General features: G+C 58.6%; 13 protein-coding genes. 6 read left to right on the forward strand and 7 right to left on the reverse strand.

The window, feature by feature from the left end; genetic code table 11:
• Nucleotides 1–3 precede the first annotated feature (3 nt).
• The 5 genes from ACFQDI_RS17040 to ACFQDI_RS17060 all read right to left on the reverse strand — a co-directional run bounded on the left by ACFQDI_RS17040 (nucleotide 4) and on the right by ACFQDI_RS17060 (nucleotide 8,458).
• Complete coding sequence (locus ACFQDI_RS17040) at nucleotides 4–654, reverse strand: tetratricopeptide repeat protein (RefSeq protein ID WP_377168954.1); 651 nt, start codon at nucleotides 652–654, stop codon at nucleotides 4–6.
• 72 nt (nucleotides 655–726) lie between these two features.
• Nucleotides 727–2,109, reverse strand: coding sequence for an efflux transporter outer membrane subunit (locus ACFQDI_RS17045; protein ID WP_377168956.1), 1,383 nt, complete (start codon nucleotides 2,107–2,109; stop codon nucleotides 727–729).
• 46 nt (nucleotides 2,110–2,155) lie between these two features.
• Nucleotides 2,156–5,293 (reverse strand): efflux RND transporter permease subunit, encoded by a 3,138-nt coding sequence (locus ACFQDI_RS17050; protein ID WP_377168958.1) that lies wholly within the window; start codon nucleotides 5,291–5,293, stop codon nucleotides 2,156–2,158.
• 115 nt (nucleotides 5,294–5,408) lie between these two features.
• Nucleotides 5,409–6,557 carry an efflux RND transporter periplasmic adaptor subunit gene (locus ACFQDI_RS17055; protein WP_377168960.1) on the reverse strand — a complete coding sequence of 383 codons (1,149 nt, stop codon included), beginning with the start codon at nucleotides 6,555–6,557 and terminating at the stop codon, nucleotides 5,409–5,411.
• Nucleotides 6,558–6,976: 419 nt separating this feature from the next.
• On the reverse strand, nucleotides 6,977–8,458 hold the full coding sequence (locus ACFQDI_RS17060) for a PQQ-binding-like beta-propeller repeat protein (RefSeq protein WP_377168962.1): 1,482 nt from the start codon (nucleotides 8,456–8,458) through the stop codon (nucleotides 6,977–6,979).
• Nucleotides 8,459–8,508: 50 nt separating this feature from the next.
• Between ACFQDI_RS17060 and ACFQDI_RS17065 the strand changes: the two genes are divergently transcribed.
• The 6 genes from ACFQDI_RS17065 (at nucleotide 8,509) to ACFQDI_RS17090 (ending at nucleotide 12,949) form a co-directional block, all read left to right on the forward strand.
• Nucleotides 8,509–8,970 carry a hypothetical protein gene (locus ACFQDI_RS17065; RefSeq protein WP_377168964.1) on the forward strand — a complete coding sequence of 154 codons (462 nt, stop codon included), beginning with the start codon at nucleotides 8,509–8,511 and terminating at the stop codon, nucleotides 8,968–8,970.
• 99 nt (nucleotides 8,971–9,069) lie between these two features.
• Nucleotides 9,070–9,927, forward strand: coding sequence for a hydrogen peroxide-dependent heme synthase (gene hemQ / locus ACFQDI_RS17070; RefSeq protein WP_377168966.1), 858 nt, complete (start codon nucleotides 9,070–9,072; stop codon nucleotides 9,925–9,927).
• Nucleotides 9,928–9,956: 29 nt separating this feature from the next.
• Entirely contained in the window at nucleotides 9,957–10,739 is a 783-nt protein-coding gene (locus tag ACFQDI_RS17075) for a thiazole synthase (protein WP_377168968.1), read from the forward strand.
• Nucleotides 10,740–10,929: 190 nt separating this feature from the next.
• On the forward strand, nucleotides 10,930–11,199 hold the full coding sequence (gene rpsN / locus ACFQDI_RS17080) for a 30S ribosomal protein S14 (protein ID WP_377168970.1): 270 nt from the start codon (nucleotides 10,930–10,932) through the stop codon (nucleotides 11,197–11,199).
• A gap of 74 nt (nucleotides 11,200–11,273) precedes the next feature.
• Nucleotides 11,274–11,525 carry an FmdB family zinc ribbon protein gene (locus ACFQDI_RS17085; protein WP_377168972.1) on the forward strand — a complete coding sequence of 84 codons (252 nt, stop codon included), beginning with the start codon at nucleotides 11,274–11,276 and terminating at the stop codon, nucleotides 11,523–11,525.
• Between the two features lie 20 nt (nucleotides 11,526–11,545).
• Nucleotides 11,546–12,949, forward strand: a complete 1,404-nt coding sequence (locus ACFQDI_RS17090) for a hemolysin family protein (protein ID WP_377168974.1) — start codon at nucleotides 11,546–11,548, stop codon at nucleotides 12,947–12,949.
• Between the two features lie 11 nt (nucleotides 12,950–12,960).
• Here ACFQDI_RS17090 and ACFQDI_RS17095 read toward each other — a convergent pair whose 3' ends face one another.
• On the reverse strand, nucleotides 12,961–13,995 hold the full coding sequence (locus ACFQDI_RS17095; RefSeq protein WP_377168976.1) for a threonine aldolase family protein: 1,035 nt from the start codon (nucleotides 13,993–13,995) through the stop codon (nucleotides 12,961–12,963).
• Nucleotides 13,992–14,402 carry a MauE/DoxX family redox-associated membrane protein gene (locus ACFQDI_RS17100; RefSeq protein ID WP_377168978.1) on the reverse strand — a complete coding sequence of 137 codons (411 nt, stop codon included), beginning with the start codon at nucleotides 14,400–14,402 and terminating at the stop codon, nucleotides 13,992–13,994. Before ACFQDI_RS17100 ends, ACFQDI_RS17095 begins: the two co-directional genes overlap by 4 nt.
• Nucleotides 14,403–14,410 lie beyond the last annotated feature (8 nt).

Here is a 14,410-nt window from a genome sequence, read left to right on the forward strand (position 1 = left end):
GGGTCACGCCTGATCCGCACCGGAGGTGGCCGCCTTGTTTCTCTGCTCCATGAGCAGCTTGAACTGCATCTGTTCGAGTTCGCTGATGCGATGATGTGCATTCGCACTGTGTCGTGTGTTTGGGAAGTTGCCAATGACCTGCTCCAGCATGTCGCGGGCGGCTTCAAAATCATGCCGCTGAGTCAGATGGACATCGGCAATGCGGAACATGATGAAGGCCGCATCATCCACCGGCCAGTCCTTGCTTTGCAGATGTGCCTCCAGGACTTTCAGGGCGGCCTGAGGGTCGTGCAGACGCTCGGCGTGTATCTTGGCGATTTCGGCGACAGGGAAGGGGTCATCCGGCTTTTCTTCGAGCATTTTTTCATAATGACCGATGGCTCCCTCATAGTCACCCTGGGCGATGCGGGCAGCGGCCTTGGTCATGTGGTCCTGCTCCACTTTTTCGCCTGAGGAAAACACGGCCTCTCCCATGACGTCGCCAAGCCAGGGGATGACATACTTGACGGAGAGCAGCCCGCCTGCGAGGCCGACGAGGATGACAAACACAAGCTTCATGCCGTCGCTCGCATCTTTCAAGTAGCTCCAGGCCAGGGCGATGACCACCAGTACAATCGTGATGACACAGATGCGGATGACAAGTGCAGTGTTCATTATTCGGGATGTAGGGACGAGGCTATCAAAACGCCCGCCCCCCGCCAAGCACGAAATTGGCGGCCATCCCGGTCAGCCGCCTCCGAGCGCCCGATACAGGTTGGCCTGCACCTGAAACTGCCGTTTGGTCACGCCGATGAGCTGCAGCCGTGCCTTGAGTGCATTTTGCTGGGCATTGAGCACTTCGATGTAAGTGGCCCTGCGGGTGCGGAACAAATCTGCCGCCGTGCTGACAGACTCGATCAGCAGATGGACCTCCTTGGCCTTCAGGGCCTGGAGATTTTTCAGGATACGGATGAAGGCCAGCTGATTGTGGACCTCCACATAGCCGTTTACGATGGACTGCTGATAGGTGTTGAGAGCCTCCAGCTGGGAGGCGCTGGCATGGTCAAACTCGGCCTGAATCGCCTTGCGGTTGATCAATGGGGCGACCAGGCCCCCGAGTGCCGAGTAGCCTGCGGAATGGACGTTGAGCAGGAGGTTGCTTTGAAACGCCTGTAGTCCCAGCATGCCATTGATGGACACCGAAGGCAGGAAGGCAGCCTTGGCGGCCTTCACATCGGCCTTTGTCGCCGCCAGTTCGAATTCCGCACGGCGGATGTCGGGCCGGTTTTTAAGCATGTCGGCTGGCACGCTGGAGGACAGCTGCGGCAGTTTGGAGTCCATCAAGGCCATGCGGTGGCGTGCGATGGGCCGCTTTGGATCTCCCAGAAGGCTGCATATGATGCCCTCCTGTTCCACGATCTGCTGCTGTGTGTCCAGCCGCATGCTTTGCAGATTGTACAGCAGCGCTTCGAACTGCTGCACGGCCAGCTCATTGGCAGCTCCCGCCTGTTTCTGCGTCTGCACGGTCTCCAGAGCATCGCGCTGGATTTTGATGGTTTCGTCAATGTTGATGATTTCGGCGTCCAGCGCCAGCAGCTCATAGTAGGCCGTGGCGAGCTCGGCGATCAGCTGTGTCTGCACCAGGTTTCTGCCTTCAACACTGGCGAGCAGGCGTGCGGTGGCGGAAGCCTTTTTGCTGCGCAGCTTCCCCCAGATGTCTATCTCCCAGCTCGACTGCAGGCCAATACTGTAGTCTTGCAGATCCCGCGGGACGATCCGGCCATCATAGATGGGGGTGGTGCTGTTGCCGGCGCCATCCATCGTGTAGAGGCCGAAGCGCTGAAGTCCGGCGCCTGCAACCGCCGAGATTTTGGGGGCAAGCATGCTGCGTGAGGCGGTGATCTGCGCCTTCGCCATCTCGATGCGCTGAAGCGCGATTTTGAGGTCGCGGTTGTTTTCCAGGGCCTGATCGGTGAGGGCCTGAAGGCGTGGATCTGTGAAGTGTTTCTTCCACTGGCTGACGCCTGTGAAGGAGGCAGATTTTTCCGGTGCCTGCGCTGTGGCGGGGGGCTGGTTTGTTTTTTTTCCAAAACGGCGCAGGTCTTCACAGCTGGTGAACATCAGCGTCATGAATGAAACGCACGTGCTTAGGAATGGCCAGCTCAGATGCAAAGTCTCACGCATGTTCCGGTTCCTTGGATGGTTTGGTGGTTGAAGTGAAGGAGGCAAAAATGACGTAGAGCCCGGGGATCACGAGCATGCCAAAAACAGTGCCGAAGATCATGCCTCCTACCGCCGAGGCACCGATGGTTCTGTTGCCAGCCGCGCCTACCCCTGATGCCGCCATGAGCGGGCTCAGGCCGGCCACGAAGGCCAGAGATGTCATCAGAATGGGGCGCAGTCGGGAGGTCGCGCTTTCCACCGCCGCCTGGAGAGGGGTGAATCCCTCGCGCTGCCGCTGGATGGCGAATTCGACCACGAGAATGGCGTTTTTCCCCAGGAGGCCGATCAGCATGATCATGGACACCTGGGCGTAGATGTTGTTTTCAAGCCCCATCCAAAGCAGAAAAACAAAGGCCCCAAGAAGCCCGGTGGGGAGTGAAAGAATGACGGGCATGGGCAGCAGAAAGCTCTCGTACTGAGCGGAGAGCAGCAGATACACAAAGGCCAGGCAGATGATGAAAATAATCACCGCCTGATTTCCTGCGAGGATCTGATCCCGGGTGATGCCAGCCCAGTCGATGCCATAGCCTTTGGGCAGTTTTTCCTTGGCTGTCTCCTGAATGGCTTTGATGGCAGCGCCGCTGCTGAACCCGGCGCCTGGCTCGCCGTTGATTTCCGCGGAGGTGAACATGTTGTAACGGGTGACCTGGTCCACGCCATACACTTTTTCCAGCTCCACAAACGTGCTGACCTGAACCATCTCCCCGTGGTCGTTTTTGACATGGAGCTTCAGAATGTCCTCAGGGCGCGCACGGTACTCCGGCAGCACCTGCACCATGACCTTGTAGAGCTGGCCGAAGCGGATGAAGTTGGTGGCGTATTTGCCGCCCAGCATCGTCTGCAGTGTGCTCATCACGTTGTTTGTGGTCACGCCTTTTTGCGCTGCCATGTCGCTGTCCACATGCAGGAGATACTGGGGAAAGCTGGCGTCAAAGCTGGTGAAGGCATTGGCGATTTCCGGCCGTGCCTGCAGGTCGTCAATGAACTTGGCGGCGACGCCCTCCATCTTTTTAAAATCGCCGCTTCCCGTTCTGTCCAGGAGGCGGAGTTCAAAGCCGCTGGCGTTGCCGTAGCCTGGCACTGCGGGTGGTGAGAAGAGCTCGATCTCGGCGTCATTGATGTGCCGTGTCCGGCGGAGAAGCTCGTCCATCACGGCCCTGACGGACTCGGTGCGCTCATGCCAGCCGGTGAGATTGATGAGGCAGGAGCCGTAGGTCGAGCCGCTGGCGTCGGTGATGATGTTGACGCCTGCGAGCGTGGACACTGAGGAGATGGCGGAAATGCCCTCGCAGCAGTGCTGGATTTCATCCACCACCGCCTTGGTTCGTTCCAGGGTGGAACCCGCCGGGGTGGTGACCCCGACATAAAACGCTCCCTGATCCTCGTTGGGAATGAAACCGGAGGGGAGTCTGCCTCCCATGAATACCATGACGGCACAGAAGCCGAGGAGGGTGCCCCAGCTGAGGACACGCCTGCCTGCCAGCGCCGAAATCCAGCGGTTGTAAGTCCCCGAGACTTTGTCGTAGCTACGATTGAAGAGGCTGAAGAACCGGTTCAGCAGGCTGTTGCTTTTGGGCGCATGATGCATGTTTTTCAGCATCAAGGCGCACAATGCGGGCGTCAGCGTGAGCGCAACGCAGCCTGAGAGCACGATCGCAATGGCCATCGTCAGCGCAAACTGCTGGTAGAAAATGCCCGCAGGGCCGGACATGAAGGATGCCGGGACAAAGACTGCGGCCATCACCAGAGTGATGGCGATGATGGCGCCGCCGATTTCTCCCATGGCCTCCTCGGTGGCCTGGCGCGGGCCCGCCCCGGTGCTTTCCATTTTCGCATGCACGGCCTCGACCACCACAATGGCCCCGTCCACCACAATGCCGATCGCCAGAACGAGAGCCAGCAGGGTGATGAGATTGAGGGAGAAGCCCAGCAACTGCATGAAGAAGAAAGTGCCGACCAGCGACACGGGCACGGCAATGACGGGGATCAAGGTGGAGCGCCAGTCCTGGAGGAAGACAAACGTCACAAGTGAAACGAGCAGGAAGGCTTCTGCCAGAGTCCGCACCACCTCGTGCAGGGAGGCGTCAAGGAACCGCGACACATCGTAGCTGATCTCATAGTTCATGCCCTGGAGGAAGGTGGCTTCCTTGATCTCGGCCATGCGCTGCTTGATGTTGGCGATGACTTCGTTGGCGTTGGAGCCGGGGAGCTGCTTCAGCAGAATGGCAGCCGTGGGCCTGCCATTGAGTTTTGCCTCGACGTCAAAATAATTGGTGCTGAACTCGACTTCGGCGATGTCCTTAATCCGCAGGATCTGGCCTTCTTCATTGGAGCGGATGGGGATTTTTTCGTAATCCTCCTTGGACCGGAATTTGCCGGAGTAGCGGATGACATACTGGAGATGAGGTTCTGTTTTGTCCGAGCTTTCGCCCACCTTTCCCGGGGCGGCTTCAACATTGTGCTCCTTCAGGGCGGCCAGGATGTCGTCTGCCGAGATGTTGTAGGCGAGCATGTTGTCCGGCTTCAGCCAGATGCGCATGGCGTATTCCCTGGCTCCCAGGATGTCCACAAAGCCGACTCCCTTGATCCGCTTCAACTCGGTGAGGATGTTGATGTCGGCAAAGTTGTAGAGAAACATTTCGTCGATGTCGGGATTCGTGCTGGTGATGTCGAGATACATCAGCATGGCCTTTTCTTCCTTGGCGATCCTGACCCCGGCCTTGATGATTTCCTCAGGCAGCTCGCCCATCACAGTGGCGACGCGGTTTTGAACATTCACCGCCGCGACATCCGGGTCTGTGCCCGCCTCAAAGATGACTGAAATGACACCGACGCCATCATTGGCGGCCCGTGAGGACATGTATTTCATCCTGGGAACGCCATTGATCGACCTCTCCAGGGGGACAATGGCCGCCTTGGTCAGTGTTTCGGCATTGGCACCGATGTACTCCACCGTCACGTTGACCTCGGGCGGTGCGATGCTGGGGAACTGCGTGATGGGCAGCTGATACAGTGCCAGCAGGCCTAGAAATGTGATGATGATGGATATGACCATCGACAGCACAGGTCTGCGGATAAACTCGTTTATCATTCAGGCGTTTTTATTCATCGGTTGGGTGCATGACTTCTGAAGTCCGGAACTGCCGGACGAGAGACAGCGGTCTCAGGCATTTCTGTCCTGAGCGCTGGCTACGGAGCGTGCTGCATCAGAACGGGGCCACGTCAGCGAGGGCTTTGAAGTCCGGTGCTATCACATCACCTTCCTTCACCACTTGGATGCCTTCGAAGATGATGCGGTCTGTGGGTTTCAGACCGGAGTCGACCACATAATGGTTGGGAAGGCGCAGTTTGGTGTCGATGGCTCGCAGCTGGATGCTGTTGTCCGGGTTGAGCATGTACACACAGGTTTTGTGCTGTACCTCGAAGGTGCATTTCTGAGGTATCACGAGAGCATTTTTCAGCTCAGACTGAACGATCACCTTGCCGCTGGAACCGTGCTTGAGGAGATGGTCAGGATTGGGGAAGCTGGCGCGGAAGGCGATGTTTCCGGTGCTTTTTGAAATGACGCTTTCCCAGGTTTCGATTCGGCCTTTGTACGGGTGGATTTCACCATTGGCCAGTTCCAGGGCAACGCTGCCCTGAACGCCGAGATCCTTGCGTTTGGCCAGCTCCAGATACTCACGCTCCGACACGTTGAAGTAGGCGTAGACATCGCCGTCATTGGAAATGGATGTCAGCAGGTCACCTTCGGAGACGAGGCTGCCGGTTTTGTTTTTGATGCGGTTGATGATCCCATCAAAGGGGGCGCGGACTTCGGCGTAGGAGAGCCTGCGCTCGGCGTCGGCGACTGTGGCCTGCGCCTCGTCCACCTTGGCCATGGCGGAGTCCAGCCTGGCCTGGGCCATTTCCCACTCGGACCTGGCGATGATCTTTTTTTCCAGCAGCAGCTGATTGTTCTGCAGGTCGATCTCCGCCATCTTGGCCTCTGCCTGGGCGCTCTTGAGCTTCGCATTGGCCCGCTTGACCTCCTCCTGGTATTCATGACTGCTGATGGTGAAGAGGAGCTGGCCGGCAGTGACCCGCTGGCCTTCGTCCACAGAGACTTTTTCGAGACGTCCGTTCACCCGGGCGCGCAGCTCGATGAAATTTGAGTTTTGTATGCTGGCAACGTATTCCTTGCCGTTTGGGACATTCATCACCACGGCGGAGGTGACGGGGAATGTTTTTCTAACTTCATTGCCTGTCGCCGTCGCACTCTCGTTGCAGGAATTCAGTAACAGAAGCAGGGACAGGCCAAGGACGGCTCTCGATCCGGCAGATCTTACGATGATGTATGCATTTGAGATCATGGGCATGTCATTAGGTTTGATCTGACAATTGTCATTGGGATTTGATGTCTCTGGAATCTGAAGTGACATTTGTAACGAGACTCCAGTCGTCTAGCATTTGACGTGCCATTTCTCAAGATGCGCTGACTGGCACACAACCGGACTCCGATGCAACAGATCGTCTCGATGATTGAGCGAGTATCGTTTGCAGAGTGCTCAGGCAGCAAATGATCCGCATTCACATGCGTATTTCAAATGCCTCATTTGCAGGAATTTAAAGGTGGTGAAAAACGGCAGGCGCATGGTGCTCATATGTTTTCAGCAAGGCTTGCTGAAACAGGGGTGGCGCCAGCCTCTACTTCTTTTGTTAGAGTTCGCTACAGCAGCACGGCAGCTCTCTGCAAGCGGTGCCTGGCTGCTGACTCATGTCCATTTATGGGGATGGTTTACTTCCCTCTCAAATCCAGGGCCATGACCCGTGGGCCTGACTTGTGCAGCAGATCCTGCGACTGCTGGCGCACATAGAGCAGGCCGTGACTGAGCGCGGGCAGGCTCCAGGTGTTGAGTGCATAAAACGGCTGCGCTTGTGCCAGCACTTTGGCCCCGGCCGGACTCAGATCGAGCCAGTGCAGTGAACCGGTTTCTCCGAGGCAAAGGAAGCCCCCATCGGCTTTCAGCAAACTCGCACGCAAGATGCTGAGACGTGTGGGATTGGCACGTCCGGTCAGCTTGCTAAACTCAGCGTCCTCCCATTCAATGTGCTGCTCCCACACCTCTGCACCAGTCTCGGCGTTCACGCAGACGAGGCGCGACTTGGGCTCCGTCTCACCGTCAATCGCATACAGATGACCATCGTGATACACCGGGTTCATCCAGTGGACGCCGAGCTTTTTGGACTGCCAGACTTCTTTGGCCTGAAACTCCGCGTCATACTCCACCATCGCGCCGCCGAGTGGCCTGCCCTTCGGATACGCCGTGGTGATGAAGGCGCGGTTTTGGCCGGGGATGACGACGGGGGATGTCCCGATGGCCTGGATGTAGTCCTCGGAGCGCCAGGGAAATTTGGAGTGGAGCTTGCCGGAGGAGGGATCAATGCACATGAGGCCGCCCGTGGCCGGGTCGCTCTCCCCACCGGCATAGATCAGCACCTTCGTCTGCCCATGCATCTTGGCGGGAATGGGGGATGCATAGCTAGAGCCCCAGATGTCCTCGATGGTCCAAACGACCTTGCCGCTTTGCAAATCGAAGGCGGCCACGCTCACTCCTGCCTCCGCGAGCTTCGCTTTACGGTCACGCATTCCTTCGTTGTCTTCGATGGGGGCTTTTTTGCCGCCGACATTCACGATCACGCGTCCGTCGAGAATCAGCGGCGTGCCTCCCGCGCCGAAGAAATCCTGCGGCACGTTGTATTCTTTGCGCAGGTCAAGCTGCCACAATGGCTTGCCGGTTTTTAAATCAAACGCGTGCAGCTCGGCAGTCACACCAAAGGTCACCACAATGCCGTTGGCAATCACCGGGCTGCCACGCGGGCCATTGCCGAAGCCATAGCGATCCTGGTACGAGATCGGGTAATCTTGGGACCAGAATCGCTTCCCCGTTTCACGGTGAAGGCACTCGATGGTTTCCCTGCCTTCCAGAGCATGGAAGATCACGCAGTAGTCACCGCTGATGGCGGGGGAGTTATAGGCCTCACCCATCTGGACTTCCCACACCTTCTCCGGCCCGCCCCGCCCCCAGGTCTTGAGCAGATGCGTTTCAGGTGAATGGGCATCGTTCGTGGGGCCGAGCACCCGTGGCCAGTCGCTCGTCTTCGCTTCTGCCGCCAGAGGCTTCGGTGACGCATGAAAGGTCAGCCGGTCAAACGCCTCCTGCGCAGAGCAGACGTCCAGGGCGAACAGCAGCAGAAACAGTCTCGACGAATTTTTCATGTCATGCCAAGCTAGCCACAGCTGTGAAGAATGCCACTCTCATGAATCCCATGCGTGAACTTGCCTGGCATGAGCGCCAGTTTGTGGCGCTCGTGGTCGGAGGTGTTCCCGCCGGCATCGCTGGCTTTTTTCTTGGGCTCTGGGGAAACGGTATCGGAGGCCGGGTGCTCGATCTCAGCACGGTTTTACTGAGGGGCGGCTACTGCTCTGTTTTTCCGGTCCTTTTAGCGTGCCTCATGCCGCGTTCCTGGATTCCGCCAGCAATGACCTATTTGATTGGATTTAGCCTGGGATTCCGCAGCTCGGATGGGTTTGCGATGCTTGCTGATATCATCGTGGCACCTGTTCATTGGCTTGAGGGCAGGCACACGATGATGCGGCCTCCTCCTTTGCACCCTGATCTGCCCTGGATTCTAGGGCTGGCGCTCTGGCTGGCTGGGCTGGCGTCCCTTCTGCGCCGCAGCCGCCGATTCGTGGCCATGCTTCGAAGGTTTGAGATTCGCTATGACTAAAGCTGTGGAAGAACCGATAAAGCGCAGCAAAAGCCAATGATAGGCCGTTGAGCGGGGGGAATTCCGGCGTATGGGGGAGGGAACCCCATCCCAACCTGCATGCTCATCCCCACCTCTTTCCCCACGTCCAATGGTCCTGCTGAATCGAAGCCGCTCATCGCCCAGGAGGGCTGGGTGGTGCAGCATTTGTTTTTTACCATCGATCATGGCTACTGGGCGGCGCTGACGCCGGAGGAGCGGCAGGAGCGGCGGGAGAATTTCACGCGCACGATTGAGGCGATCCGCAAGCACCCGGGGACGCAGCTGCTGGCGTTTGCGATGGTGTCTCCAAAGTCGGAGCTGGGCTTTATGCTGGTGACGCCGGACCTGCATGACTCGCAGAAATTTGAAAAGCAGATCAGCCTGGCGCTGGGGCCGGATGTGCTGACGCCGGCGTACAGCTACCTCTCGATGACCGAGTGGACGGAGTACTCGCAGAGCGAGGAAGAGTTTAAAGTTCAGCTGGAGAAGGCGGAGAACCTGACGCCGGGCACTGAGGCCTTTGAGAAGCGGCTGGGCGAGTGGAAGGGCCACATGACGAAATACTTCAACGACCGCCTGTACCCAAACATGCCGGACTGGCAGGTCTTCTGCTTTTACCCGATGAGCAAGCGCCGCAACGTGGGCGCGAACTGGTATGCGAATGAATTTGCGAAGCGTCGTGAGCTGATGGGCGGCCACGCGAAAACTGGACGCAAGTACTCTGGCAAGGTGCGCCAGCTCATCACGGGCTCGACGGGCCTGGACAGCTATGAGTGGGGCGTGACGCTGTTTGCGCACGACATGTTCCAGATCAAGAGCATCGTGTATGAGATGCGCTTTGACGAAGTGACGGCGCAGTACGGGGAGTTTGGCGACTTTTACATCGGCATCCAGACACCGACGGGCGAGCTGTTGCAGCGGGTGATGCTTGCGTGAGGCAGGATTGGGTGCATCTCTGACTTCCTGTGTCCAATCAACCTCTCATCATTGCCAACCGTCAGTTTAACTCCCGTCTCATGCTGGGCACGGGGAAGTTTGCCAGCGGGGAGCTGATGAGAGATGCGATTGTGGCGTCGGAGACGGAGATTGTGACGGTGGCGCTGCGGCGTGCGGATCTTTCTGGCAAGGGGGACCCCTTTGCGAACATCCTCGACTTCATCCCGAAAAACGTGCTGCTGCTGCCGAACACCAGCGGGGCGATGAATGCGGAGGAGGCCGTGCGGCTGGCCAGGCTGGCGGTGGCCGCAGGGCTGCCAAACTGGGTAAAGCTGGAGATCCACCCGGACCCGCGCTACCTGCTGCCAGACCCGATCGAGACGCTGAAAGCAGCTGAAGTGCTTGTGAAAGAAGGGTTTACTGTGCTGCCCTACATCAATGCGGACCCCGTTTTGGCCCGCAGACTGCAGGATGTGGGCACGGCGACGGTGATGCCGCTAGGATCGCCGATTGGTTCACACCAAGGAATTACGACGCGGCGGCAGATCGAGATCATCATCACGCAGGCGACGGTGCCGGTGGTGGTGGACGCCGGAATCGGAGCGCCAAGTCATGCGGCCGAGGCCTTTGAGATGGGTGCAGACGCTGTGCTGGTGAATACAGCGATCGCGGTGGCGTCTGACCCCGTGCGAATGGCTAAAGCATTCAAAATGAGCGTCGAGGCAGGACGCAGTGCCTATGAGATCGGAGTCAGCGAGGGATCGATGGAGGCCTCAGCCACCAGCCCGCTGACGACGTTTCTTTATAAGTGACACTGACGCAGCCTGATTCAGCCTTTCACCAAGTAGGTGAAAGCGAGAACTCCGCAGAAAAGGAGGCAGGCAGCGAGACACATTCCGTAAAAGATGACCATAGTAAGGGGTTTTTAGCGTGAAACAGAGGCAGCGCCAGTGGAAATTTTCTCTTGCGAAAAGAAGGCTTTGAGGCAGACTCCGCGCCCCTATGGCAAAAACATGCTGGCTCGAGCGCGACAAGCGCAAACGTAAAACTGTCGAAAAGTACGCTAAACTCCGTGCTGAACTCAAGGAGAAAGGCGACTACGTCGGCCTCTCCATGCTTCCACGTGACGCAAGTCCGACCCGTCTGATCAACCGCTGCCGCGTTTCCGGCCGTCGTCGTGCGTTCATCCGCCGCTTCCAGATGTCCCGTATGACCTTCCGCGAACTCGCCTCCCAGGGAATGATCCCCGGGGTGACGAAGTCCAGCTGGTAAAAGTCATGTCCGAACTTGCAGCCGGGGCTTTCTCCGGCTGCATGGAGAGGCGGAGCGTTTATATTTTATTGTAGATGCCTACCTACTCCTACATCGCTGAAGACCCGGAAAAAGGATGCCCTGCGTGCCGCAGAGGCTTTGATCTGCGTAGGCCTCTCAGCAGGCCTGCGCTGGAAAACTGCCCGCTGTGCAAGCAGCCGGTCAAAAAACTTATTTCGGGCTTCAACACACCGAAGATCACCAAACCCCTTTCTGTTTCCGACGCGAAAGCCGCCGGCTTCACCATCCTCGAAAAGAGATGTGATGGTAACTACGAGAAGCTGTGAACGTCTGACCGCGCCGCCTCATGACACTCCTGCTCGCCAACGCCTCCGCTGAACTCGTGCGCGAGTGGAGTTTCACCTCTTCGGAGCTTTTCTGGCAGGCCGTGATTGTGCTGCTGATCGTGCTGCTCAACGCCTTTTTTGTGGCGGCGGAGTTTGCGATCGTGAAAGTCCGGGACAGTCAGCTGCAGGCTGCGATTGATGAGGGGACGCGCGGGGCGAAGTTTGCGCAAAATGTGACGCGCAACCTGGATGCGTACCTTTCCGCCGGGCAGCTGGGCATCACGCTGACGAGCATTGCGCTGGGTATTTTTGGCGAGCCGTTTGTGGCCATCGTGGTGCAGCCGATGCTTTTTAAAATCGGCATTGTCAGCGAGACGGTGATCCGCTGGACCTCGATCGGCATCGCGTATGCGATTGTGACCTACCTGCATGTGGTGCTGGGGGAGCAGACGCCGAAGGTGCTGGCGATCCGCAAATCCCTGCCGATGACGCTGCTGATCGCGCGGCCGTTGCATCTGTTTTACGTCGTGCTCAAGCCGGCGATCTGGATACTGAGCGCGAGCACGAACCTTGTGCTGCGGACGATGGGCATCAGCGCTGTCTCCGAGCATGAGATCGCCCATTCTGAAGAAGAGCTGCGGCACATCGTGGCGGAAAGCCAGAAGTCCAAGGAGGTGACGGAGACAGAGAAGGACATTCTGCTCAACGCGCTGGCGCTGAATGACCGCTGCGTGCGTGATGTGATGACGCCGCGCAACCAGGTGGTGTCTCTGGACGCGGACGAGACGTTTGAGGCCAATCTCAAGATCGCGATCGACACCAAGCACACGCGCTACCCGCTGGTGGAGGGTCACCTGGATCACGCGATCGGCATCATTCACATCAAGGATCTGCTCAGCCTGATCGGGCAGCCGCAGCCGGACCTGCGCAAGATCATGCGGACGCTGCACATGGTGCCGGAGATGATGCCGATCGACAAGCTGCTGCGCTTCTTTCTGGACAAGCATGTGCATGTGGCGCTGGCGGTGGATGAGTTTGGCGGAGCGGTGGGCATCGTGACGCTGGACAATGTGCTGGAGGAGATCGTGGGCGACATTCAGGATGAGTTTGACCACGAGGTGAGCGAGTTCCGCCGCATCAATGAAAACGAGTTTACGGTCGAAGGGACATTCAATCTCTATGAGCTGGCGGACCAGACGGGTATTGAACTGGAGAGCGATGAGGTGACGACCATCGGCGGCTATGTGACGCACCTGCTGGGGCATCTGCCGAAGGTGGGAGAGAAGGTGACGATCGAGGACTATGAGGTGACGACGACGAAGGCGGATCTGCGGCGTGTGCTGCAGCTGCATTTCCAGCGGAGCTCTGCCGTGGCGCAGGATCAGGAGAATAAGGCGGACAGCGACGAGCCTGAGGGATTGTAAAACAGGCGAGGTCAGGCGGCCGATGCGGCGTCAGAGACGAAGGCGTCCACGTCTGCTTCGGTGGTGCGCCAGGAGCACATGAGGCGGGAACCGCCGCCGATGAAGCTGTAGAAGACCCAGCCGCGCGCCTTGAGTGCTTCCTTCATTTTTTCAGGCAGTCTGGCGAAGACGGCGTTGGCATCCACGGGGTAGAGAATCTGCACACCGGGGAGGTGGCCGAGGGCGTCTGCGAGGCGCCGTGCTAGGGTGTTGCCGTTTTGAGCGTGCTTGCGCCAGGTGTCGTTTCGCAGGATGCGGAGCCACTGGGCGGAGATGAAGCGCATTTTGGAGCAGAGCTGTCCGGCCTGCTTGCAGCGGTAGGCGAACTCCTGGGAGAGCTCCTTGTTGAAAAAGACGACGGCTTCGGTGACGGCCATGCCGAGCTTGGTGCCGCCGCAGCAGAGGACGTCCACGCCTGCACGCCAGGTGATGTCTGCGGGGGCGCAATTCAGGCCGGTGAGGGCATTGAAGAAGCGAGCGCCGTCCATGTGGATGGAGAGGCCGTGCTGCCGCGCGACAGCGCCGAGGCCTTTGACTTCGCCTGGGCGGTAGACAGTGCCAAGCTCGGTGCTCTGGCTGAGGCTGAGGGCGCGGGGCTTGGGGAAGTGGACGTCGGAGCGACTGGTGGCGAGGCGCTCGACATCGGAGGGGTCGAGTTTTCCCAGGGGGCTGCGGGCGAGGAGGATCTTGGAGCCGTGGCTGAAGAACTCCGGTGCACCGCATTCATCCGTCTCCACATGGGCCTCCTGCGCGGTGATGATGCTGTGGTAGCTCTGGCAGAGAGTGGCGAGGGAGAGCGAATTGGCCGCGGTGCCGTTGAAGACGAAATAGACGTCGCAGTCGGTTTCAAAGAAGCTGCGGAAGGTTTCGCAGGCCTCGCTGGTGATGGTGTCTGCGCCGTAGCTGGGCTGGTAGCCAGAGTTGGCCTCCTCCAGAGCCTGCCAGGCCTCAGGACAGATGCCGGAGGTGTTGTCCGAGGCAAAGTGGTATTTGAGTCCGGTGCTCATGCTTTGGATCTGGGCTTGCCGTGCCATACCAGGACGAGTCCGCTGATGAGCAGCAGGATGTCCCGCAGGATGAGGTCGCGATAGTTGGAGGTGGCGTCTGCGTGGCCGAAGCAGCCGCAGCGGATGTCGATGCCGCGCCACCAGGAGATGCTGATGGCGACGAGGAAGATGAGCAGTGATCCGTTCAAAATCAGCAACCCTCCGGGACGCAGGAGACCGCTCATCACGGACAGTCCGGCGAAAATTTCCAGCCAGGGAAGCCCCATGGCCAGCCAGGCGGCCCAGGGATCTCCGAGAAGGTCGAAGCTGCGGATGTCATCCAGAAAAGACATGGGGTCCGCCACCTTCAAAAGCCCGGCATAGACAAAAACGCCGCCGAAAAAAAAGTGGAGGAGGAGCCTGAGCATGGATGGGC

It is taken from the genome of Prosthecobacter fluviatilis, assembly GCF_042655725.1.
GTDB classification, from domain to species: Bacteria; Verrucomicrobiota; Verrucomicrobiia; order Verrucomicrobiales; family Verrucomicrobiaceae; genus Prosthecobacter; species Prosthecobacter fluviatilis.

What these genes read in the sequence shown, in the direction of transcription:
- ACFQDI_RS17065 (WP_377168964.1), top strand. Translation starts at nt 8,509, where the DNA reads ATGCGTGAACTTGCCTGGCATGAGCGCCAGTTTGTGGCGCTCGTGGTC.
- ACFQDI_RS17085 (WP_377168972.1), top strand. Translation starts at nt 11,274, where the DNA reads ATGCCTACCTACTCCTACATCGCTGAAGACCCGGAAAAAGGATGCCCT.
- ACFQDI_RS17040 (WP_377168954.1), bottom strand. Translation starts at nt 654, where the DNA reads ATGAACACTGCACTTGTCATCCGCATCTGTGTCATCACGATTGTACTG.
- ACFQDI_RS17090 (WP_377168974.1), top strand. Translation starts at nt 11,546, where the DNA reads ATGACACTCCTGCTCGCCAACGCCTCCGCTGAACTCGTGCGCGAGTGG.
- ACFQDI_RS17100 (WP_377168978.1), bottom strand. Translation starts at nt 14,402, where the DNA reads ATGCTCAGGCTCCTCCTCCACTTTTTTTTCGGCGGCGTTTTTGTCTAT.
- rpsN (WP_377168970.1), top strand. Translation starts at nt 10,930, where the DNA reads ATGGCAAAAACATGCTGGCTCGAGCGCGACAAGCGCAAACGTAAAACT.
- ACFQDI_RS17060 (WP_377168962.1), bottom strand. Translation starts at nt 8,458, where the DNA reads ATGAAAAATTCGTCGAGACTGTTTCTGCTGCTGTTCGCCCTGGACGTC.
- ACFQDI_RS17045 (WP_377168956.1), bottom strand. Translation starts at nt 2,109, where the DNA reads ATGACGCTGATGTTCACCAGCTGTGAAGACCTGCGCCGTTTTGGAAAA.
- ACFQDI_RS17095 (WP_377168976.1), bottom strand. Translation starts at nt 13,995, where the DNA reads ATGAGCACCGGACTCAAATACCACTTTGCCTCGGACAACACCTCCGGC.
- hemQ (WP_377168966.1), top strand. Translation starts at nt 9,070, where the DNA reads ATGCTCATCCCCACCTCTTTCCCCACGTCCAATGGTCCTGCTGAATCG.
- ACFQDI_RS17055 (WP_377168960.1), bottom strand. Translation starts at nt 6,557, where the DNA reads ATGCCCATGATCTCAAATGCATACATCATCGTAAGATCTGCCGGATCG.
- ACFQDI_RS17050 (WP_377168958.1), bottom strand. Translation starts at nt 5,293, where the DNA reads ATGATAAACGAGTTTATCCGCAGACCTGTGCTGTCGATGGTCATATCC.